General features: G+C 67.0%; 16 protein-coding genes and 1 pseudogene. 3 read left to right on the forward strand and 14 right to left on the reverse strand.

All coding sequences use genetic code 11. From position 1 onward, the window contains the following. Nucleotides 1-381 precede the first annotated feature (381 nt). The 6 genes from ligK to FHS28_RS16665 are packed head-to-tail and all read right to left on the reverse strand — an operon-like array spanning nt 382 to nt 6,591. The gene (gene ligK / locus FHS28_RS16640) at nt 382-1,065 is read right to left on the reverse strand and encodes a 4-carboxy-4-hydroxy-2-oxoadipate aldolase/oxaloacetate decarboxylase (RefSeq protein WP_088453449.1); all 684 of its coding nucleotides are present in this window, start codon (nt 1,063-1,065) and stop codon (nt 382-384) included. A gap of 1 nt (nt 1,066) precedes the next feature. Continuing rightward, nucleotides 1,067-2,095 carry an amidohydrolase family protein gene (locus tag FHS28_RS16645; RefSeq protein WP_088453448.1) on the reverse strand — a complete coding sequence of 343 codons (1,029 nt, stop codon included), beginning with the start codon at nt 2,093-2,095 and terminating at the stop codon, nt 1,067-1,069. After that, entirely contained in the window at nt 2,092-2,796 is a 705-nt protein-coding gene (locus tag FHS28_RS16650; RefSeq protein ID WP_088453447.1) for a substrate-binding domain-containing protein, read from the reverse strand. Before FHS28_RS16650 ends, FHS28_RS16645 begins: the two co-directional genes overlap by 4 nt. 21 nt (nt 2,797-2,817) lie before the next feature. Further along, on the reverse strand, nt 2,818-3,915 hold the full coding sequence (locus FHS28_RS16655) for a porin (protein WP_375140774.1): 1,098 nt from the start codon (nt 3,913-3,915) through the stop codon (nt 2,818-2,820). A 2-nt stretch (nt 3,916-3,917) separates the two neighbouring features. Beyond that, nucleotides 3,918-5,261, reverse strand: coding sequence for a gallate dioxygenase (locus FHS28_RS16660; protein ID WP_088453445.1), 1,344 nt, complete (start codon nt 5,259-5,261; stop codon nt 3,918-3,920). A 25-nt stretch (nt 5,262-5,286) separates the two neighbouring features. Further along, nucleotides 5,287-6,591 (reverse strand): MFS transporter, encoded by a 1,305-nt coding sequence (locus FHS28_RS16665; protein ID WP_088453444.1) that lies wholly within the window; start codon nt 6,589-6,591, stop codon nt 5,287-5,289. A 209-nt stretch (nt 6,592-6,800) separates the two neighbouring features. Between FHS28_RS16665 and FHS28_RS16670 the strand changes: the two genes are divergently transcribed. Continuing rightward, nucleotides 6,801-8,183 carry a LysR family transcriptional regulator gene (locus FHS28_RS16670; RefSeq protein WP_088453443.1) on the forward strand — a complete coding sequence of 461 codons (1,383 nt, stop codon included), beginning with the start codon at nt 6,801-6,803 and terminating at the stop codon, nt 8,181-8,183. On the opposite strand, the pseudogene FHS28_RS24270 reads toward FHS28_RS16670, so the two are convergent. The 8 genes and pseudogenes from FHS28_RS24270 to glnE form a co-directional block, all read right to left on the reverse strand. Next, nucleotides 8,111-8,722: pseudogene (locus FHS28_RS24270) on the reverse strand (carbohydrate binding domain-containing protein); the annotation flags it as partial. The gene FHS28_RS16670 and the pseudogene FHS28_RS24270 sit on opposite strands and share 73 nt — an antisense overlap. After that, nucleotides 8,683-10,422: a tannase/feruloyl esterase family alpha/beta hydrolase gene (locus FHS28_RS16675; RefSeq protein WP_088453441.1), complete on the reverse strand. Its 1,740-nt coding sequence runs from the start codon at nt 10,420-10,422 to the stop codon at nt 8,683-8,685. The pseudogene FHS28_RS24270 and the gene FHS28_RS16675, both read right to left, overlap by 40 nt. Before the next feature lie 158 nt (nt 10,423-10,580). After that, the gene (locus tag FHS28_RS16680) at nt 10,581-10,907 is read right to left on the reverse strand and encodes a DUF7668 domain-containing protein (RefSeq protein WP_088453440.1); all 327 of its coding nucleotides are present in this window, start codon (nt 10,905-10,907) and stop codon (nt 10,581-10,583) included. A 115-nt stretch (nt 10,908-11,022) separates the two neighbouring features. Next, on the reverse strand, nt 11,023-11,496 hold the full coding sequence (locus tag FHS28_RS16685; RefSeq protein ID WP_088453439.1) for a hypothetical protein: 474 nt from the start codon (nt 11,494-11,496) through the stop codon (nt 11,023-11,025). Between the two features lie 56 nt (nt 11,497-11,552). Continuing rightward, nucleotides 11,553-12,860 carry a DUF4832 domain-containing protein gene (locus FHS28_RS16690; protein WP_184295062.1) on the reverse strand — a complete coding sequence of 436 codons (1,308 nt, stop codon included), beginning with the start codon at nt 12,858-12,860 and terminating at the stop codon, nt 11,553-11,555. A gap of 517 nt (nt 12,861-13,377) precedes the next feature. Continuing rightward, nucleotides 13,378-14,055: a CPBP family intramembrane glutamic endopeptidase gene (locus tag FHS28_RS16695; protein ID WP_088453438.1), complete on the reverse strand. Its 678-nt coding sequence runs from the start codon at nt 14,053-14,055 to the stop codon at nt 13,378-13,380. Next, entirely contained in the window at nt 14,052-14,702 is a 651-nt protein-coding gene (rrtA, locus tag FHS28_RS16700; RefSeq protein WP_088453437.1) for a rhombosortase, read from the reverse strand. Before rrtA ends, FHS28_RS16695 begins: the two co-directional genes overlap by 4 nt. Next, nucleotides 14,699-17,449: a bifunctional [glutamate--ammonia ligase]-adenylyl-L-tyrosine phosphorylase/[glutamate--ammonia-ligase] adenylyltransferase gene (glnE, locus tag FHS28_RS16705; RefSeq protein ID WP_088453436.1), complete on the reverse strand. Its 2,751-nt coding sequence runs from the start codon at nt 17,447-17,449 to the stop codon at nt 14,699-14,701. Before glnE ends, rrtA begins: the two co-directional genes overlap by 4 nt. A 47-nt stretch (nt 17,450-17,496) precedes the next feature. Here glnE and FHS28_RS16710 point away from each other — a divergent pair, with 47 nt between their 5' ends. Then, a complete protein-coding gene (locus FHS28_RS16710; protein WP_445677840.1) occupies nt 17,497-21,834 on the forward strand; it encodes a YhdP family protein in 4,338 nt (1,445 codons plus the stop codon). Continuing rightward, nucleotides 21,831-22,679, forward strand: coding sequence for a carbon-nitrogen hydrolase family protein (locus FHS28_RS16715; RefSeq protein WP_088453434.1), 849 nt, complete (start codon nt 21,831-21,833; stop codon nt 22,677-22,679). The genes FHS28_RS16710 and FHS28_RS16715 overlap by 4 nt, the downstream gene beginning before the upstream one ends. Nucleotides 22,680-22,704: the final 25 nt, after the last annotated feature.

The raw sequence follows: 22,704 nt of genomic DNA on the forward strand, positions 1-22,704 counted from the left end.
GCGTCGTTTTCTGGAAGCCGGAACTCCGAAATAGTGGGCAACGGCAACGCCAAGGGGGCCCGGAAATCGTAGACTGTTGGGTGATCATGCGAATCCGGGCACCATAGGCCCGAGGTGCACTCGCCCTGTGCAGGGGCCCGATTGCGAAGACCGGAATGAGGCGCCATCCGCCTGATACCGCTCTCGGAATTCCACACCGCGGCCGTGTCTCGATTCAGCAATGACATTGCTGGAGTGACCGGCCTGCATCGCCGGCCGGATCCAAGCAAGGATCTCCAGATGCGGGCGTCGGCCGGAGTTTAGTTTTTACAAGACTTCGAGCGCCTCCCCTCACTATTATGGTTTCCGACCGATCACCCGCCTCCCGCGATTGCGCAGGCCTCAGTCGATGTACCGCAGCCCAGCCCTTTGAAGCGGCTCTCGCATACCGTACATGTCCAGCCCCAGGACGCCTGCGGCCAGCCGCTCCCGCTTGGCGCCTTCATGCGCCTCCCGCGCCTGCGCCGCGGCCAGTGCCTGCGCACTCAAGCCGCGCGGGACGCACACCACCCCGTCGTCATCCGCCACGATCACATCGCCCGGCGTCACCCACATGCCGGCGCAGACCACCGGGATGTTGACCGAGCCGAGCGTCGCCTTGATGGTGCCTTTCGACGAAATGCACTTGCTCCAGACGGGAAACTTCATCTCCGTCAGCGTCTTCACGTCGCGCACACCGGCGTCAATGATCAGCGCACGTGCACCGCGCGACTGGAAGCTGGTCGCCAGCAGGTCGCCGAAGTAACCGTCGGTGCATTCAGCGGTGATGGCGGCCACCACGATGTCGCCGGGCTGGATCTGCTCCGCGGCCACATGCATCATCCAGTTGTCTCCCGGGTGCAGCAGCACGGTCACGGCCGTCCCGCTGACCTGGGCGCCTGCGTAGATGGGCCGCACGTACGGCTTGAGCAGGCCCACGCGTCCCATGGCTTCGTGCACCGTGGCCGATCCCGGGCCGGCCAGGGCATCCGCCGTGGCGCGGTCCGCGCGTTCGATGTTGCGATAGACGACACCCAGTTCGTACATGTCAGAGTCCCTTGCTGGCCAGTCGTGCATCCAGGCGCGGAAACACGCGCCGCGCATTGCCTTCGAAGACCTGGTGCCGTTGGGCGTCGGTGAGATGCGGCGTGGCCTCGATGTAGCGCCGTGTGTCGTCAAAGTGGTGGCCGGTCTGCGGGTCCAGGCCGCGCACCGCGCCAATCATTTCCGACGCAAACAGCACGTTCTCCACCGGAATCACGCCGGTCAGCAGATCGATGCCCGGCTGGTGATACACGCAGGTGTCGAAGAAGATGTTCTTCAGCAGGTGCTCTTCCAGCAGCGGCTTTTTCATCTCTTGCGCCAGGCCACGGAAACGCCCCCAGTGGTAGGGCACCGCGCCGCCGCCATGCGGAATCAGAAAGCGTAGCGTCGGAAAGTCCTTGAAGAGATCGCCGGACAGGCACTGCATGAAGGCGGTCGTGTCAGCGTTCAGATAATGCGCGCCCGTCGTGTGGAAGCAGGCATTGCAGCTGGTCGAGACATGGATCATGGCGGGGATGTCCAGCTCCACCATCTTCTCGTACAGCGGGTACCAATGGCGGTCCGTCAAAGGGGGGCTGGTCCAATGCCCGCCGGACGGATCGGGGTTGAGGTTGATGCCGACAAAGCCGTACTCTTTGACGCAGCGCTCCAGTTCGGGGATGCAGCTGGCCGGTGCCACACCCGGGCTCTGAGGCAGCATGGCCGCACCGACGAAATGATCGGGGAACATTTCGCTGACGCGGTGGCACAGCTCATTGCAGATCGCCGCCCAGATGGCCGATGTCTCAAAGTTGCCGATGTGGTGGGCCATGAAGCTGGCGCGGGGGCTGAACACCGTCAGATCGATGCCGCGCTCACGCATCTTGGCGAGTTGGTTGATCTCAATCGACTCGCGCAACTCGTCGTCGCTGATGCTGAGCGATGCGCGGGAGGGCGCCAGTCCTGGCTCCTTCAAGCCCGCGACCTGCAGGTCTCGCCAGGCGCCCAGCGCCGCGGGCGCGGTGGTGTAGTGGCCGTGTACATCAATGATCATGGTGAAGGGCTGGTCGTAGTGTTGGACATTCCAAGTGCGCGCCGGATCGCATCACAGTCAGGTCCGGCGATGAACGAAAGCGCGGCGAATGCCGCAGGGCCTCGTCGGGATGACGCCGCCACGGCGCCGACAAAGCGCGTGATGACCTCGGCGCCGGGGGGCATTGGGCCGAGCACTTCAATGCCTGGCTGCCCCTGCAGCTCGCTGATCTGCTGAAATCCCAAGGACGCCTCGCCGGCGGCGAGCAGTGCCGCCACCGGCACGCCCGGGCGGGCTTGCACCAGTCGGGGTTTCAGCAGGCCGCCCAGTTGCCAGCGTTCCAGAAGCTTCAACAGGGCGGTGCCGCTGGGGCCGGTGGAATAGGCGATGCGCGGTGCGGCCAGCAGGGTCTCACGCAGCGCCTCGGCGGCGTCCACGCGCGGCTTGGCCACGCCCTTCGCCACGGCCACACCCATGGCGGACGTGCCGACCACCTTCGGCTCGCCATTCACATGGCCATCGGCCTGAAGCTGCTCAAGCGCGGATTCGGCCAGCACCACCAGGTCAAAAGCCTCGCCCTGGCGCACCCGTTCCGCTGCATCCACACCGCCGACCGATTCGAATCGCAGCGTGCTGCCTGTCTCGCGTGCATAGGCCGCGGCCATCTCCGCGAGCAAAGCCCGGGTGGCCATCGATGAAATGCCGTGCAATTGAAGCGTCATGTCGGACCGCCGCACCCAGGCTCAGAATGAATGACGGATGCCGACCGCCAGACCGGTCTGGCTCGCGCCGGCCACGGGCGTCGCGCCGGCAGCGCCATTGCTCACGCCCAGCGCCAGCGTGCCGTCGTTGGCAATGTGGCCGCCAGTGGCATACACGGCCGACCGCTTGGAGAGCTGGTAGGTCGTACGCAAGGCATAGAGCGTGGCCTGGTTGGCACTGTTCCGGTAGTCGAGCTTAAAGACTTCCGCGTCCGCACTCCACGCAGCGGTGAAGTTGTAGGTGCCGCCGACGTACCAGAGGGTGCTCTTGGGCGTCGTGACGCTGGCGTCGTTTTTGCGCGCGATGAGGCCGGCGCCGAGCTTGAGGTCCGGGCTCAGCTTCACCCAGCCCGCCAGCGACGATCGACGGTCTTTCAGCGCGCTGCTCGTCAGCCCGGCGAATGCACCGGCACCCCCGCGGATCTCGTCCACCACCGCCGCAGCGCCCCAGGTGGCCGTGTCGTACTTCAGCATGGCGGACCATTGCCGGCAGGCCGATGTGTCGGTGGCGCTTTCACCGGGGCAGTTGGTCCCGGCCGGGGTCGGACCTGCATTGACCGAATCTCGGCCGACGCTGTAGGTAGCACCCACCGTGAGGCCGCTGAAGGTGCCACGATAGGCCACGGTGTTGTCAACCCGGTCATTGGGCAGATAGCTGTCCAGCGAGCCGGATCCGAAGGTGTTCGGGCCGAGGATGTCGGCATCGAGTTGGGACCAGAACAGCATCGAATACTGTCGGCCCAGGGACACCGTGCCCCAGTGGCCCTGCAGGCCGACAAACGCCTGACGGCCCCAGGCGCGACCGCCCTGGTTGAACGTTCCGCTGTCCAGGCCCATGCCCATTTCCAGCGTGAAGATCGCCTTCAGGCCGTCCCCGAGATCCTCGGAGCCGCGCACGCCCAGCCGCGACGGATAGCTGCCGGCCAGGCCTGGCAGGCGGGTCAGCGAATCGTGGCCGGTCCCTACGTTGTTCAAGTGCTCCACCGCCTGGTCGAGCAGGCCATACAGAGCCAGGTTCTGGGCCTGCGCGCCACAGGCGCACAGCACCAGAGCTGCCGCGGCCAGGCTTGTTTTCAGTATCGTCACTTGTCTCTCTCCTTGTTGTGATCGGTCGGTCCCGGGGCCGGCGCTGCCGGGGAAGGCGGTGTCGCTGCGGAGGACGGGGCGTCCCACTTCAGCGCACCGGCGCCCTGCCCCGCCACGGAATAAAGCGCCCGGGTGTTGCGGGTGGCCTGAAACGCTTCCAGCGTCTCGCCGCGCATCGCCGCATAGATATGCAGGTTGGACACGCCCACCACCGCCCCGAGCTTCTCCAGCACAAAGAAGATCGCCCCGTACCGGATCAAGCCGCGCCAGTCACGGCGGCGAACGAGATCACGCTCTTCCTCGCTCAGCGCGGCGAGTTCGAACACAGCTTCCTCATTGGCCAGGAATGCCGCCCGGTTCTCCGGTATCACCAGGTCATGCAGGAAGGCATTGAGCCGGTAGCAGCGCACGCCGCGCTCAATGGTGAAGGGATAGGTGCCGGGCAACTGCTCGATGCCGGCCAGCTGTTCGTCGGCGCGGCTCGGCTCGGCCGGGGTGTTCTCTGCGTTCTCGTAAATGGCGGTCGCAATGCCGGCCATGGACGGCAGGTAATAGGTGCGGTGCAGACAGTTCACCCGCTCGGCCAGCGCGCCGCGCATCACCAGCCACATGATGACCTCGCTGCCCTCCAGGCCGCCCAGCGCCGCATACTGTGCGTGCGTCATCGCGGTGAGCTGCTCGGGGTCCTTCTCGAAGAGGTCCAGAAATCGCTCGTCCCACTCGGTGTTGTTGAAGCCCGCGCGCTCCCCATGCACCTGGTGCGACAGCCCGCCGGTGGCAACGATGGCCACCTTGAGGTCCTGCGGATAGCTTTCGATCGCCCGACGCAGCGCCTGCCCCAGCCGGTAGCAGCGCCTGGCAGTGGGGATGGGAAACTGCAGCACGCCCACCTGCAGCGGCACCAACCGGTGGGGCCAGGCCTGACCGTCATGACGGCTCAGTACCGACAGCGGCGAGAAGCAGCCGTGATCCAGCGCACGCTGCTGGAAGAAGCTCATGTCGAACTCGTCCGCCATCAGCGACCGGCCCAGGTGCGCCGCGAATGCCGGGTCGCCTTGAATCCCCGGCAGGTCGCGCGCGCCCCCGCCCTCGTCCGCCGGCATCCAGCGCTCACCGGTGCCCAGGGCAAAGGCGCTGTAGTGGTCAAAGAAGAACGACGTGATGTGATCGTTGTAGATCATCAGCAGCACGTCGGGGCGCTTGGCCTCGAGCCAGGCCTGCACCGGTGCGAAGGCGGCGAAGATCGGTGCCCAGACGGGGTCGTCGCGCTTGTCGCGGTCGAAGGCAAAACCGATGGTGGGCGTGTGCGAGGCGGCAATGCCGCCAATGATCGTGGCCATGGGAAAAAATCCGGTGGAGGGTGACTCAGGCGGCGATCGACTTGCCCACGAGCGGACGCTCCTCGGGCTGCTCGGCGCGCCGCGCCATCTGCACCGCGAGTGCCGCCAGGACGGCCGGCACGGCGAGCAGACCGATGATCGCCCCGAAGCCCCAGCCCAGCGACAGCAGCAGCCCGCCCACCATGGAGCCGGTGATGCTGCCGAAGCGGCCCATGCCCAGCATCCAGCTGACACCGGTGGCGCGCGCCTGGGTCGGGTAGCAGCTCGGCGCAAAGGCATTCAGCCCGGTCTGCGCACCACTCATGCAGAAGCCCGCGGCCGTCACCAGCCAGACCAGGGAGCCGGAGAGCGCCCCGCCCACACCCAGCGCCAGGATGCACACGGCCCCCAGGGCGTAGGTCGCGCCGATGACACGCGTCGGCGGGCGGCGGTCCATCGCCCAGCCGACCAGGATGGCCCCGAGCGTGCCGCCAATCTGGAACATGGCCGTGATCGTGGCGGCCTCCGAGATCGGCAGTCCGGCGTCCTTGATCAGGGTGGGCAACCAACCCGTCAGCAGGTAGATCACCAGCAGCCCCATGAAGTAGGTGAGCCACAGGGCGCCCGTCATCAGGCCGTAGCCTTTGGAAAAGAGCACGCCGATCGATTGCTTGGCTTGCACGGGCGGTTCCGGTGCGAAGAATTCGGTGCCGGAGGGGAAGACGGCACCGGTGACCCGGCCCAGCACACGACCGATCCGGTCCGCAGCGGCACGGCGCACCACCAGGAAACGCGCCGACTCTGGCAACAGCACGACCAGCACCGGCACCAGCAGCAGCGGCAGCACGCCGCCCAGCATTAGTACCGAGCGCCAGCCACCCGAAGGGATCATGGCGGCTGCCACGAAGCCCACCACGCCAGAGCCGAGATTGAAGCCGGTGAACATCACCGCGATCAACAGGGACCGGGAGCGCTGAGGGACGTACTCCGACAGCAGCGTGCTGGTGTTGGGCATCGCCGCACCCAGGCCCACACCCGTCAGGAGACGCAGGGCCGCCATTTCAGTGAGGTTGCCTGCGTAGGCGGTTGCGAAGGTGAAGAGACCAAACAGCAAGACCGAGCCAATCAGCACCACCTTGCGGCCGATCCGGTCGGACGCAGGGCCCGCCAGGAGCGCGCCGAGGACCAGGCCCAACGGCGCTGCGCTCATCACCACGCCGAATGCGGCGCGGGACACATGCCATTCCTGCAGGATGGACGGCGCCAGAAAGCCCATGATGGCCACGTCCATGCCATCCAGCGCCACGATGGCGAAGCACAGCACCAGCAGCAGCCATTGCATGCGCCCCATGGGGCGCTCGTCAATGAATGCCTTGACGTCCACCGCGGTGGTCGGTACTCGGTTCACGGTTGTCTCCGTAGGTCTTGTTCGATGCTGCCCAGTGTGGCGAAGGGCCGCGCGGCGCGGCGTGATTTCCGGCCCGCCAGACCTCAAACTTTTTTATCGGGCCGGGTTTCTACGGAGGTTTGGGCCAGGGATTGCCCGGAAGATCGCCCGCCATGACGACCCATGTCGAATCGCTGGACCTCAATCTGCGACACCTGCGTGCGCTATGCGCAGTTGCTGCCTCCGGCAGCATTGCGGCAGCGGCCGAAGAGTTGTACCGGGTCTCCTCAGCGGTCACGCGGTCCATTGCAGAACTCGAAGCCGCGCTGGGTCGGCCCTTGTTCGAGCGGCGCGCGCGCGGCACCGTGCTGAACGCCTACGGCCAGCTCGTGCTGGTTCGCGCTCGACGCATCGACACCGAGTTCGAAGCCGCTCGTACGCAGTTGATGGCGCGCGGTGGCGTCAAGGGCGGCACCGATGCCAATTCACTGTTTGCGTCGATCCTGAATGGCCGTCGTCTGGCGGTGGTCGCAAGCCTGGCCGAACGGCGCAACATGGCTGCGGTGGCGCGCGAGTTCGGCATCACGCAGCCTGCGGTGAGCGCCGCATTGAAGGACCTGGAGACGCGGCTGGGTGTGCCCTTGTTCGAACGCAGCGCCCGGGGACTGGCGCCCACCCAGGCCGGGGACATCGTCGCGTTCTACTTCCGCCGGGTGCTGGCAGAGCTGCGCAACATCATTCCGGACATTGCCGCCAGCGAAGGCGTGCTGACGGGCAGCGTGCATGTCGGCGCATTGCCCCTGGGACGCACTCACCTCCTGCCCACGGCCATTGCCGCCTTGCTGGACAAACATCCTGGACTGCACATCGCCACTGAAGAGAGTCCCTACAGCGCATTGGCGGCTTCGCTGCGCAGCGGCGACCTGGATTTCATCCTGGGCGCCCTGCGGCCTGGCGAATTGACGCCTGAACTTGCAGCGGAGCCATTGTTTGAAGACCGACTCTCACTCATCGTGCGCGCCGGGCATCCGCTGTCCCGCGTCACCCAGGGTCTGAGCGCGCTGAGCGGCGCGCGATGGGTGCTGTCACGCCGGGGGGCGCCATCGCGCGAACTGTTTGAACAGTGCTTCGCCGCGTCGGGCTTGCCCGCGCCCGTCCCCGCGGTGGAAACCGGTGACCTGGCGGTGCTGCGCGCACTGCTGATGGAAAGCGACATGGTGACGGCCATCTCCGCCCACCAGCTGCGCTATGAGATTCTGGATGGCAGCCTGGTGGAACTCGCCATCCCGCTGGCGACCACGCGGCGGCAGATTGGTCTGACCCAGCGGGCGGGCTGCTTCGCCTCACCCGGCGCGCGGGCGCTGATGGAGGAGATCCGCCGCGTCGTTGCTGACGCAGCGGTGTTCCGCAGCCCGGGGGGCGCCCGGGTCTACGCGACCGCGGACGGCCCCGGGCGCCGACGCCAGACGGCGATGGCCCCCACACCCAGCAGCATCAGTGGCAGCGCGGACGGCTCTGGCACTGCGGTGACCGACACCGCATCCAGCACAAAGTAACCCGGGTCATTGCGGAAGCTGAAGGTCAGCGACGTCGCCTCAGCAGTGGCCGCTGCCATGAAGCTCAGTACCGTGGGCGTGGTTGGCAGGAGACTGGTCGCCGATGTGTACAGCCATTGGTCGCCAAAACTCACTGAGAAGTCACTGGGCACACTCCCGTCACTTTGAAGCAGGAAGCTGATGGCGTAGGCCTGTCCCGCGACGGTCGATAGCGCCTGGGTCATCGTATCGGCGCTGCCGCTGGTGCCCAGGAAGGCTTCGCAGCTCCCCTCGGGCACGCTGCCCGCGCCCAGGCACACCACGCCGCTGTACGGATTGGTCAGCACGCTGCCCGACCATCCCGCCAGACTGCCGGCTTCGAAGCCTCCATTGACCACCAGATCACCGGCCATCGCGGAACCACACAGGCTGAGAGCGGCCATCGCCGTCAGCCACCCTTGCTTGAAAGAGATTGCTTTCATCAGAACCCTTTGCGTTGAATGGATGGACGACAGGGCCATCAAGGTGTGCAGACGATTTCGCCGCCGACCACGGTGCATGCGGCCTGCTTCAGGAACGGTGTGTAGAGGTAGTTGCCGACGTTGCTGGTGCTGACGTCCGACGCGGTGGCGGGCGTCCACGGCACGAAGTTGGCCGGGTCGCTGGTGCTGCCGGCGCCGGTGTAGCGCGCAACGGCCGGATAAGGATAGACCGGGCGTGACACGCCGGTGGTCGGATTGTTGGCGACCAGCGCCTCCGGTGCCGCGCCGGTCTCCACCCAGGCCATCAGCGGTGTCAGCAGGTCAAAGGTATTCGGTCCCAGACCGCCGCCGCAATGGCCCATGCCAGGGAAGAGGTAGAAGCGCGCGAAGCTGCTGGCCGGACGCGTCAGCTTGCTCATCGTCTCCCAATACTGGAGGGTGCCCTGCGGCGAGATGTGCTGGTCTGCCCAGCCGTGCCAGAGGATCAGCTTGCCGCCGGCCCCGGCAAAGGAACGCAGGTCGGGGTTGGTCGCCGCATACATGGAAGATGACGCCACGGTGGACAGGAAGCCGGCGACGCTGAAGTTGAGGTCGTTGAGGGTTCTGGGTGTCTGTGTCGCGGCGTCCTTGAACGGTCGGTTCAGGAAGGTCTTGTACAGCCAGCTGTTGACGAAGTTTTCCCCCTGCGCCGTCCCGCCCTGCGCTGCCGGCATGTAGAGCGTCCAGTCCAGTTCCGATCCCCACTGACTGGCGCCCTCGGGCTCCAGACGCTGGCCGTCGGTCGAGCGCGCGCCGTCGTGGATGCGGGCGACCGCATCGGCCTGCGCCTGCGTCAGGCAACCCGCCTCCTGGCCGTTCTTCTCACAGACCAGCGTATCGGTCTTGAACTTGCAATTGCGCGGGTCGTCGATGATGCCGTCCGCCACCCCATCCAGGGTGTCGCAAGCCTCAACGACCTTCGAATGCACATAGGGCAAATTCGATTGGAGAAGCAGGTAGGTATTGCGGGCGGGAATCGGCAGGACGCCGGGCTTCGTCTGGTTGGTCAGCACCCGATTGGCATGGTGATACGTGTTCTGCACGTCCATGTTGTTGGCGGGCGCCCCGGCGGCAATGCCATTGAAATCGTTCGGATAGCGCTGCGCGGACATGAGCGCTTCACGGCCGCCATCCGAGCAGCCGTCGAAATAGGCGTAGGCGGCACGACGGCCGTAGAAGTTCTGGATGACGGCCTTGGCGACCTGTGCGGTGACATGCACGCCGCGGTAGGCAAAGTCGATGGCGGCCCAGGGGTTGTTGACGTTCCAGGTCGCGCCCTGCGCGTTGGTGTGACCCATGTTGGTCGTGGCGGTCACCAGCTCACCGTTGTTCACCGGCACACAGCCGACCGACTGCGTCGGATTGCCCAGATTGTCATTGCCACACTCGCCCCCGCAGCCGTTCTGCACATAACGCTGCGTCCATGCCGTCATGGGCAACTTCATGACGATGGAGCTGGCGCCCGGTCCGATGACGCCGCGCACCGAGCAGTAGGCGGCAGGATTGGTTGACGACACGGGCACCACCGAGACGGCTGTGAAGGTGACCGGGGCGTTGTCGTCGGCGACGCCCTTCAGGTTCATCTCCTGGAAGGCGGCCAGGGTGCAACCCATCTGCGCCGGGACGGCCGGCAATGGCGCCATGGCGGGTGCGGCAGCATGCGCCGGTATCACGACGCCTTGCAGCAACAGCGCCAGGCCACTGATCTGGATGTTCAGTCGTTTGAAGTCAATCAGCATCTCGTCTCCTTGGTGTCATCACGACCCGACGTGTTGGATGCGACTTCAGCGACCAGGCATCGATGGGGAGTGCATCGTTCGGGCATGTGCGCGTCGAGGCGCACAGCCAGTATTTGCCGTGTGTCGGTGTCCGGCCGTGAGTTCCGGCGGAGGTGGCCTCAGGAATACTTATCGCGTTTCGCCGACCCGTTCATGTCCCAGAAGTCGCCCTGCCATTGCGACACCGAGGTCTGCCACGTGGCTTCCGGCAGCTCGATGAGTGTGGCGCCGTAGTCCTCCACGGCGTCACGAACCTGCTGCGCGGTTTCAGGCGCGATGGGATCGACGCCTTCAACCGCCTCGGCGAGTCCGTAGTCCCCCAAGGCGAAGCGTCGCACCAGCGCACCCAGCATGGGTCGCCACGCCCCCGCAATGGGATGCGCGCGACCGTCGTCCTTGATGGCGGGCGGGCAGTCCGGGATGGCGCTGTTCACTGCGTTCACCATGCGTTGAAACGGCGCTGATCTGCGCGAGCACGCAGCTTACCTTCAACGCTCGGCAATCTCATTCAGCGGCACGGCACCCCGCCTCATCGCACGCAGCGCCCCATACCCTGCGCTATCAATTCCGCGTCCCCTTCTCTCCCCCCACGGTGCCATCCAAGCTTCGCTTCGGATCCAGCGGCCTCAGGATGCCGCCCGTGCGGGTGTCAAACAGCGCGCGGCCAATGACCACCCCGGGACGCTCTTTGTCAAAGACGGCCACTTCCACATTGTTCGGATCGGTCCCCGGCACGATCAGGAAGCCGCCCGGCTCCACCTTCACATCCGGCGAGCACTTGAACGGCTGCGGCTGTTCGCTGCCCTTCTTGTCCGGATACCAAAGACCGCATTGGCCCTTGGGTGGCAGGCGCCCGCGTGGAATGCGCACCCGGCTGTGCGTGTGGAAATAGGTGTTGTCGTCGCCCAGCACTTCCTTCTCGCCATCGTGGGATTTCCCCGGCGGCGCCGTGTTGGCCTGGGCATGGACGTTGAAGGCGGCGGCACTCAGCACAGCCGAGAGCGCCAGGGACAGATTAAGCGGCTTGCGGGACATGGGGCCTCCAATCGGAAACCCGCATCCTCAGCAAAGGACATTCCCGCCGCCGCCGCTCACTTCACCTCGATCGATGACCCCAGGCTGAACGCACCCAGCGTCGCATCCCATTTCTGGCCCGTGACTGCATCGTCCGCATTGGCCCATCGCACCGCATAACGGACGTCCGCCGCCAGACTGCGCTCCGCATCGGGCAGGGCCAGCCATACCGAATAGGGGCCCGCAGGCAGATCCGACGGCAGCGTCACTGCCACGCTCGCCGCCTGGTCCGCGCCAGGCAACCAGCTGCGCGGGTCGGCACCGGTGGCCGTCAGCTTGCGCACCGACCCTGACGCATCCCGCAGCAGCACCTGCACGCCGCGTGGATTGAACATCCGCGCCCAGCCGGTATTGCGCACTGTCAGGTCCAGCGTCAGCACCTGGCCTCGGGTCGCCGAGGTGGCATGCGTCGCTGACACCAGTTGCACCCGGTAACCCATCTTGCGCTTCACTTCCGCCATGCAGCCGTTCTGGATCCAGCGGGCGTGGAAAAGGTCGCGGTAGTACTCGTCGTTGAGGTAGGTGAGCCGGTACCTGGCGCCCTCGGCCAGGATGTCCGCGCAGCTGGTGCGCGGCACCGCGCCCGCTTCATCAGCGGGGTTGCAGGTCTCGCCGCCAAACGGCGCCAGGTCTCCCAGCCGCGCCACATAGTCGCGCTGGGCGGCTTGAGCGCTGCTGTTGTCGTCATAGGTGCCGACGTCGGTACGGCTCGCCAGGAAGCAGTCGTTGTGCACGCCCACCCGGTAAGCGCCGCTGAGCGCGGACTGCAGGCTGGGCAGGGTCGGCGTCCAGGCCATCACATACGGCGGATACCGGACATCGATGAAGCGGGTGCTGGGCACCGCAGCGAGCAGCGCGTCTCGCACGGCTGTACGGTTGGCCTCCGTGGTCAGCTGGTTGGATGAAGTGTGCCACTCACCCCACGCGCCGATGAAACCGGCCTGCACATAGGCGATCACGTCTGCATTGGCCTGCAGCACGGGCTTGAGCTGGTTCAGATGAGACTGCACCCGCGTCAGGCTGGCGTCCTGGGCATTCTGATAGTCCGTCTCGGTTTCCGGATAGTTGTAGACCGCGCGGATGACGAGCTTGATGCCGGCGCCGCGTGCATTGGCAAACGCCGTCGTCAGCTGAGTCAGCAGACTGGCCGGCAGGTCGGTGGTGCGGTAGTTGGCGAGGTTGAGCCGGCCATAAACGAGCCGGTAACCATTGTTGTAGGCGTCCTGCGCATCGGCGGCGGTGAAGCCGCCCAGGTCGTTCCAGGCCCAGCGATAGAAGCCGCGCTCGGGGTTCGGGAATTCTGCGTCCGTGGCGGTGAAGCTCAAGGTGCGCGTCGGCGTGGTGGCTCCGGTGTCAGTCCCAGTGCCGGTCCCAGTGCCAGTGCCAGTGCCAGTGCCGGTACCAGTTCCCGTCCCAGTGCCAGTTCCTGTTCCTGTTCCTGTTCCTGTTCCGCTACCGGTTCCTCCGGTCGGCGCACTCGCCACCGGCGAGGACGGGTCCGTGCCCGCCGGCGGCGTCGCGGTACTGTCGCCGGACCCATTGCTGCCGCCGCCGCATGCCACGAGGGCACTTATTGCCACCGCCGCCGCTGCACGGCTCATCCACGGCCCGAGCTGGCCCAGGCATTCATTCTTCTGCATACCACCGCTTCCGCACATCCAGACGCCCTCCCGGCGTGGGCTGCGGATGCAGGGGCTGGAAAGGACCGTTGGATTGTCCCCAAGCGGCTCCCGAACGATGTAACGAATCCTTCACGGCGCCCGGCGACTGCACAGCCAAACGGACCGCAAATGGACCGCAAATGGACCGCAACTGGGCGCTTGAGTGGCCCCGAAACGCAGCTTATTGCGCTGCGCCCCACACCGCCATCGGAATCACGTCCGCCAGGATGTGCGCATACACCGACGGCCACAGCCGCCCCGTCTTCACGTATACCGCGGTGACCGTCAGCCCGAAGGCCACCACACCAATCGCACCGAGCGGGCCCTGGTAGGTGTGATAGATCAGCCGCAGCAGAATCGGCAACCCAATGGCCAGACCCAGCCCCCACTGACGCAGGCCCCGAGTCAGCACGCCCAGCAGGAACACTTCCTCGAACAGCCCATTGACGACGGAGAACCCGATCAAGGTGGCCACCGTCAACCCGGTGAACGAGAACTGCACGACATCATGAGTGGCGGCCGGCGGCACGACCGATTCATAGACGGACATGCTCACCGTCTCCAACACCCACGCCGCCAGATAGGTCAGGGCCCCCAACAGCGTGTCCCACCAGGTGGGCCGGGGCAGCAATGAAGCGACGTCAAAGCCGCGCACCCGCAGGAAGAGCAGCGCCGCGGCAGCGAGCATCAGCTCCAGGCCCATCATCTGCAGGACACCGTCGTTGGAATATTCGGCCGCCGGAAAGCCGGCCAGCACCGCCTGGATCGACCAGAGACTGAAGAGGCCGAAGCACAGCGCGGCCACCACCACGGCCTCCGTGGAAGACAAGGTGGACTTGCGAGGCGCAGAAACGTTCATGAGGAAGAAGAGTCGCTGGACGTGGAAGCATCACGCTTCGCATCCCGCAAGATCAGACACAACAGGGCTGTCACCGCGCCACTCAAAGCGCCCGTCAGATGCGCCAGCGGTGCAATGGCGATGTTCCATCCATCCCAATGACGCAAGGGCGGTTCCGCCAGCGGTTGCTCACCGATGATCTTGGCGCCGAGCCCCAGCGCAATCAGCAGGCCAATGGCCCGCACCCGACCGTGGATCCGCGGCTCCCGCAGCAGCGACACCGCCGCCACCGCGACGCCGGCATGCAGCACACCAGACAGCCCCCCGAAGCGGTTCAGTTGCGGCTCGGACAGCAACAGCAGTTGCGTCAGCGGCCAGGCCAGCAACCAGGCGAGGGTTTCAGTGCGGCCCAGCCGCGCGGTCACGCCCAGCAACCCGACCACCGCGCAGCCCGCCAGATTGGCCACCAGATGCTGCGGGCTCCAGTGCACCCAGGCGGCGGTGAAGGCGCGCCACGGCTGGTCCCAGGCATGCTCCGGCCGCCATTCCAGCCAGGCCTGCACGGCAGGCGGCTGCAGCCAGGCCAGCAGGGACCCCGCCGTCAGCCCCAGGGCCATCAGCATCCAGACGCGGACGGCGCCGCGTGGGTCGGCGTCTGTCGCCGTCACTCGCCGAACACCGACCGCCACAGGGTGAGCACGGCGTCGCGTTGACCTTCGAGCGCCTTGGCCGCTTCCGAATCCAACGCGGTGGATTGCTCATTCAGGCGCGCCCGATGCTGCACCCTGCGCAGCTCGCGGTAAGCGTCGGCGGCGGCCCGGCCCACACCTGGCGGCAGCAAATTCACCGCCTCGGCACGCTGCAGCAGCGCGATGTTGCCGGCATTGGCCAGCAATTCCTCATGGGCTCCGGCATGCGCAAGGATCAGATACTGCAGGGCAAATTCCGCATCCACCATGCCGCCGGGGCTGTGCTTCACATCAAAGAAGCCGTCGCGCACCGGCCGCGCCGCGCGCAGCTTGTTGCGCATGGACACCACTTCCAGTCGCAGCGCCTGCGGATCGCGCGCCGAGGTGATCACGGCGCGACGGGTGGCCTCGAAGCGTTCCGCCAGGGACGCATCCCCCGCGCAGAAACGCGCCCGGGTGATGGCCTGATGTTCCCAGGTCCAGGCGGTGTTGCTGCCGCGTCCGGTCTGGTAGCGGTTGAAGGATTCAAGCGAAGTGACCAGCAGCCCGGAATTGCCATTGGGCCGCAGGGCCGTGTCGATGTCGAACAGCTCACCCGCCGCGGTGCGCAGCGTCAGCCAGGTGATGAGCTTGCGCACGAAAGCGCCGTAGATTTCAGGGGCGTTCTCGTCGTCATCGTCGAACAGGAAGACAAGGTCCAGGTCGCTGCCATAGCCCAGCTCCTTGCCCCCCAGCTTGCCGTACGCCACCACCGCCAGACGCGGCGACGGACGGTGCTTCTGCTTGTGCCGGTCCCACGCCCAGTCCATGACGCACTGCAGCGTGGCATCGGCCAGCAGGGACAACTCGTCCGCCACCTGCTCCACGCTGATCTGGCCTTCCACGTCCCGCACCAGCGTACGGAAGACCTCGGCGTGGTGCGCACGTCGCAGGCTGTCGAGCAAGGCGTCTTCACTGGCCTCGCCGTGTTCTGCCCAGGCGTCGTGCCGCGCCTGCAGATCCTGGATGAATGCGGGCCCGTCGAAGCGCTCGTGCAGCAGCCGGGTGTCGGCCAGCTCGTCGATGACGCCGGGATGCTGCATCAGATACCGCATCGGCCAGCGCGCCAGGCCCAGCAGCCGCAGCAGGCGGCCCTGTACCGCCGGCCGCTCGACCAGCAGCGCCAGATAACTTTCGCGCCGCAGCAGCGGCTCCACCCAGTCCACAAAGCGCTGCGCCGCTTCCAGCGTGCATTCGCCCTGCTTCACCGCCAGGGACGCGCGGCCGACCAGCTTGGCCAGCCGCAGCCGCGACTCTTCCCGCAGGTTCTGCACCCGCGGCTGCTGCGCCCAGCGCCGCACATTGGTGGCGAGGTCCGGTTGCAGCTTTTCCAGGAATTCTTCGCTGTCGATGGGCAGCGGCGGCCCACCGCACATGCCGTTGCGGCAGCCGCCGGAGGACGGCGCCACGCCGTCATGCAGCAGCGCATCGAATTCGGTGGCGACCAGCTCGCGCACCTCCAGCAACCGGTCCAGCAGCTGGCAGGTGTCGTTGCGGCAGATCAGGCCCATGCTGCGGGCGATCCAGCTCAGGTCTTCATCGCCGCTGGGCAGGCAGTGGGTCTGCTGGTCGTCCAGATACTGGATGCGATGTTCCACCCGGCGCAGGAAGTCGTAGCCCTGAGCCAGCGCAGCGGCCGTGTCCGGCTTCATTAGGCCGCGTGCGGCCAGCCGGTTCAGAGCCTTGAGGGTGGAACGGGTGCGGATTTCCGGGAACTGCCCGCCGCGCACCACCTGCAGCAATTGCACGATGAATTCAATCTCGCGGATGCCGCCGCGGGACAATTTCACATCATTGGCGCGTTCGGGGCGGCCGGCGGCACGGCGCTGGGCTTCATCGCGGATCTTGCGATGCAGTTGCCGCAGACCCTCGAAGACGCCGTAATCCAGATAGCGCCGGAAGACAAATGGCTGCACCAGATGGCGCAATTGCAAGGCGCGCCCGCTGGCCACGCTGGCCCGGGGCGCAATCACCCGGCTCTTGAGCCAGGCAAAGCGCTCCCATTCACGGCCCTGCACCAGGAAGTATTCCTCCAGCATCGCCATGCTCACCGCCGGCGGGCCGGAATTGCCATTGGGCCGCAGGGCCAGGTCCACCCGGAAGACCTGACCGTCCTCGGTCACGTCGCCAATCAGCGTTGAGAGGCGTCGCGAGAGATGCGCGAAGTATTCATGGGCGGAGATGCGCTGCGGACCGTCGGTCTGGCCATCGTCCTCGTAGACATAGATCAGGTCGATGTCGGACGAGACATTCAGCTCCCGTCCGCCGAGCTTGCCCATGCCCACGACCCAGAAATCGATTTCCTCGCCGTTCTCATTGCGAGGTTTGCCGTGCACCGCATCCAGCTCGCTGCGGCAATGGGCCAGGCCGATATCCAGACTGACTTCGGCCAGATGGGTCATGGCCTGCGTCACGTCGGTCATCGGCGCGGCCTGCTCGCAATCCAGCACCGCCAGACGCTCCAGCACCAGCTGGCGCATCACCCGCAGTGCCGCCGCGAGCGGGCGCCCGTCTTGCCCCAATCGGGTGACGAGGTCGCGCATGACCGTGTCGTCCGGCAGGCCGGGCGGCAACAGAGACAATTCCGACCCATACCGGCGCCGGATCCTCTGGACAAAACGGCTATGTTCGGCGCTCACCGCTGCTGCAACTGAATCCATCGGTAAAGAAAACTCTCGTTGGCTCATGGCCCGGAATGGCTGTGCTAGATTCGGCGTCCGCCGTTCCCTCATACATGTCTTCTCCCGCCGATCCCAGCACTGCCTCCGGGTCCCCGGTCGCGACGCGACGCTGGTGGACCCGTTGCGCGCTCTGGATCGCCGGGCTGTCCGCGGGCTTGCTTGCCTTGCTTCTGACGGCCTGGCTGGCGTTGCAGTGGGCGATTCTGCCCCACATCAATGACTGGCGTGCCGACCTGGAAAAGCAAGCCACCCAGGCATTGGGGATACAGGTCCGCATCGGCAGCATCCACGCGCCGTCCACCGGCTGGGCCCCGGCCCTGGACCTGCGGGATGTTCGCCTGATCGATGCCGCCGGTCGCCAGACCCTGCGGCTGCCCCAGGTCAATGCGGTGCTGTCGGCACGCTCCCTGCTGGCGCTTGAGTTGAGGTTTTCCAGGCTTCTGCTGGACAGCCCCGAGCTGCTGCTGCGCCGGGACACCCAGGGACGGGTGTATGTGGCGGGCCTGAGCGTGGACGAAGGCTCGCAGGACACCTCGGCTTCCGACGATGCCGCCGACTGGTTTTTCCAGCAGCATGAATTCGCCATCGCGCATGGCCGCATCCGCTGGGTGGATGAAATGCGGCAGGCGCCGCCGCTGGAGCTGTTCGACCTGAACCTGGTGCTGCGCAACGGACTGCGTCGGCACGACCTGCGGGTGGACGCCACGCCGCCGGCCGGCTGGGGTCAGCGCTTCACCTTGCGTGGTCAGTTCACCCAGTCGCTGCTGGAACGTCCCGGGGCCCTGCAGCACTGGAGCGGCCAGCTGTTTGCCGACCTGCCCCGCACCGATGTCCGGGAACTGCGCCGCTACCTCGACCTGCCCTTCGAACTGAATGAAGGGGATGGCGCGCTGCGCGCCTGGCTGGACCTGCGCAAGGGTCAGCCGACGCAACTCACGCTGGACATGGGCCTGCGCGCAGTGAAGCTGCGGGTGGCCCCCAGCCTGCCGGAGCTGGACCTGGCACGAATCGAAGGCCGACTGGTGATGAAGCAGTCGCCCACCCAGTTTTTGCTGCAGGCGCAGCAATTGGGTTTCAGTGCCGGCGACGGTCTGGAATGGCCGCGCTCGGACTGGTCGGTGGACCTGCAGCGGGATGAACGCAACGGTCAGGTGCTGGGCGGAGACTTCCAGGCCCAGCAGCTGGACCTGACGCTGGGCGCCCAGATCCTCTCCCGCCTGCCGGTGGGCGATGCGCCCCGGACCCTGGTGGCGGACATGAAACCCGCCGGCATGCTCAATGCCTTGCAGGTGCACTGGGACGGTCCGCTGGAGCGGCCCCGCAGCTATCGCGCCAAGGGTCAGCTGCAGGGCCTGCAACTGGCCGCGGCGGCGGCCGAAGCGCCTGCCGATCCGGCGTCCTCCCCGCACACCGGCCGCCCGGGCGTCCGCAATGCTGACCTCCAGTTTGAAGCCACCGACCAGGGCGGCACCGCCTCGCTGGTGATCCGGGACGGTGAAATCACCCTGCCGGGCGTGTTGTCGGAGCCGACGCTGGCGCTGCGGCAGGCGCAGGCATCGCTCAGCTGGCGCGCACAGAAACCGGCGGTGACGCAGGCGCCCGTCGGCGGGCTGGCCGTGCTGGCCGCCAAGCGGGCGGCCTCTTCCGCGGCGTCGCCTGCATCGGTGGCTGCGACCCCTGCTGCGGCCGCGAGCGCCAACGCCAGCGCGGGTGCGGGTTTGCCCTCGGCCGCGCCCGGCACCCTCTGGACCGTGCAGTTCAACAAGGTCCGGCTCGTCACCGAAGACCTTCAGGCCGACCTCGAGGGCACCTGGCAAAGCGGCGGCCAGACGCGCGGCACCCGCACGCCCGGTCGCCTCGACCTGACCGGCCACATCGAGGAAGTCCGCGCTGACCGGGTGATCAAGTACCTGCCCGCCAGCATGGGTGTCGACGCCAGCCGCTATGTCCGGGACGCGATCCGCGACGGCACCGCCAACAAGGTCGCCGTCCGGCTGCAAGGCGACCTGGCCGAATTCCCGTTCGACGCACCACGTAGCAGGGGCATCTTCAAGGTCAGCACCCAGCTGCGCGGGATCACCCTGGCCTATGTGCCCAGCCACCCGGCGGAGAACGGCCAGCCGGCCTTCACGTCTCCCTGGCCTGTCATGGAGCAGCTGGATGCGGAACTGGTGTTTGACCGCGCGAGCATGGCCATCCGCAACGGCCGCACCCGGCTCAGCGGGCTGGAGCTGACCAATGTGCAGGGCCTGATCCAGGACCTCTACCACCACAGCCCCGTCCTGGACATCAGCGGCGATGCCCGCGGCACCCTGACTGACGCCCTGCGCTACGTCAAGCATTCCCCGGTCAACGAGATGACCAGTCATGCACTGGACTCGTCGGTGGGCACCGGGCCGATGTCGCTGCGTCTGGCGCTGAAGCTACCGCTCTCCCACATCGTCGACACCACGGTGAAGGGCCAGGTGCTGCTGCCCGGCAACGACCTGCGCCTGCGGCCCGATGCGCCAATGTTCAACCAGGCCCGCGCCCGCATCGACTTCGATGAAAAGGGCCTGCAGATCCGCGGCGGACAGGCCCGTGTGCTGGGCGGCGACACCAGCTTCGAAGGTGGCTCGCTGCCGGACGGCAGCATGCGTTTCGTGGCCAACGGCACCGTCACCGCCGATGCCCTGCGCAACGCGCCCGAGATCCTGGTGGGGTCGCGTCTCGCCTCGGTGATGACCGGACAGACGCCGGTGCGCTTCGAGCTGGGCATCGTCAAGGGCCAGACCGAAATCGGCCTGACCAGCAATCTGCAAGGCCTGGGCGTGGACCTGCCCGCGCCGCTGCGCAAGACGGCGGATGAAACCTGGCCGCTGCGCGTCAGCATCCGCGCGCTGAATGCCCCCGCCGGGACGCTGCGGGACGAACTGCGGGTAGAGGCCGGTCCGCTGGCGGCGCTGTATCAACGTGATGTGACCGGCGAGAACGCGAAGGTCCTGCGCGGCGCCCTGTCGCTGGGCGACAAGCTGCCCGACCTGCCCGCGCAAGGCGTGCTGGCCCGCGCGGCGCTGAACCAGCTGAATGTGGATGCCTGGCAGACCGTCATCCCCACGTTGATCGGCCCCACCACCAGCGGCACCGCCGCCGCGCCGGAACCGGCCCTGGCCGCCGCCGAGGCCGACAGCCCCTACGCCCCGACGCAACTGGCCATCAAGGCGCAGACGCTGCAGGTCAGCGGACGCACGCTCAACCGCGTCGTCGCCGGTTTGACGCATGACGCGCCCGCCAACACCTGGAGCGCGTCCATCGACGCAGAGCAGCTCAGCGGCTTCGTGCAACTGCGCATGGCCAGGCCCAACCAGCCGGGCCGCGTCTATGCACGCCTGGCCCGTCTCTCGGTGCCCAAGAGCGAGGCGGAGTCGGTGGAGGAACTGCTGGACAGCAACCCCCGCTCCTTCCCCACGCTGGACATCGTGGTGGACAACTTCGAACTCAAGGGCAAGCGCCTGGGCCGGCTGGAGATCGAGGCGCAGCAGCAGACCGATGCCCGCGACTGGAAGCTGAGCAAGCTGCTGCTCAAGAATGAGGACGCCACCTTGACGGCCACCGGCCAGTGGGCGCCGGAGCCCGGCCGGGCGCTGCGCCGCACCGATCTGAACTGGAAGCTGGAAGTGGAAGACGCCGGCAAGCTGGCCGAGCGCATGGGCCAGGGGCAGGTGCTGCGTCGCGGCAAGGGGCATCTGACCGGTCAACTCGCCTGGTCGGGGTCGCCGATGTCGCCGGACTATCCGTCGATGACCGGCAAGATGAACATCGCGCTGGACGCCGGGCAGTTCCTCAAGGCCGAGCCGGGGGTCGGCCGCCTGCTGGGCGTGCTCAGCCTGCAATCGATCCCGCGCCGGCTGACGCTGGACTTCCGCGACATCTTCTCGGAAGGCTTCGCCTTCGACAACGTCAGCGGCGACATCCAGATTGCCCGCGGCGTCGCCCGCAGCGACAACCTGCGGATGAAGGGCCTGCAGGCCGCGGTGCTGATGGAAGGCTCCGCCGATCTCGCCGCCGAAACGCAGGACCTGCATGTGCTGGTGGTGCCCGAGATCAATGCCGGCGGTGCTGCGCTGGCCTATGCCGCGATCAACCCGGCCATCGGCCTGGGCACCTTCGTGGCGCAGTGGCTGCTGCGCAAACCGATCGCCGCCGCCGGCACCGAAGAGTTCCGGGTGACGGGCAGCTGGAGCGACCCCAAAATCGAGCAGTTGCCGCGTCGGTCGGTCCCGGCTGCCGAGCCGTCCGCCAGCGCCCCGTCAGCCTCCGAGGCCCACAATGGCCGTGGAGATCGCAGCCGCAGTGCGGACGCCCCGCGCAGCAGCGAGGCTTCCCACCCTTCAGGAGAGAGCGCACCATGAAGATCGCCGCCATTCAGATGGTGTCCGGCCCCCAGCTCCAGGCGAATCTGGACCGGGCCCGGCACTGGATTGAACAAGCCGCCGCGCAGGGCGCCCGCCTCGTGTCCCTGCCGGAATATTTCTGCCTGATGGGCCACCACGACGGCGACAAGCTCGCCTTCGCCGAACGCGCCGGAGACCTGGAGGCGCCCATCCAGGGCATGCTCAGCCGTGCGGCGCGGGAGACCGGCGTCTGGGTGCTGGGCGGCACGTTGCCGATGGCGCTGGAAGGCGGATCAGCACCGGCCGAGCGGGTGCGCAACACCACCTGCGTCTTTGCGCCGGACGGCAGCCTTGCGGCCCGCTACGACAAGCTGCACCTCTTCCGCTACGACAACGGGCGGGAGCACTACGACGAAGGTCGTGTGCTGGAGGCGGGCGATGCGCCGACCACCTTCACCGCCCGGATGGGTGCGGGCGATCCGGACCTGCGCATCGGCCTGTCGGTCTGTTATGACCTGCGCTTCCCGGAGCTGTACCGGGCGATGAACTTCGAGGCGGGGCAGCCGCCGCTGGATCTCATCAGCGTGCCGGCGGCGTTCACCTACACCACCGGTCAGGCCCATTGGGAACTGCTGCTGCGCGCCCGGGCGGTCGAGAACCAGGCCTTTGTGATGGCCGCCGCCCAGGGTGGGCAACACGACAATGGCCGCCGGACCTGGGGCCACAGCATGGTCATCGATCCCTGGGGCGAGGTGCTGGCCTGCGTTGCGGAAGGCGAAGGCCTGGCGCTGGCCGACATCGACCCGGCGCGGCTCAAGCAGGTGCGCACGCAGTTGCCGGCCTTGAACCATCGGCGGCTCTGAACGCCCGACGTCCCCGGGCTTTCCC

It is taken from the genome of Roseateles terrae (assembly GCF_014192155.1).
In the GTDB taxonomy this organism is placed as follows: domain Bacteria; phylum Pseudomonadota; class Gammaproteobacteria; order Burkholderiales; family Burkholderiaceae_C; genus Roseateles; species Roseateles terrae.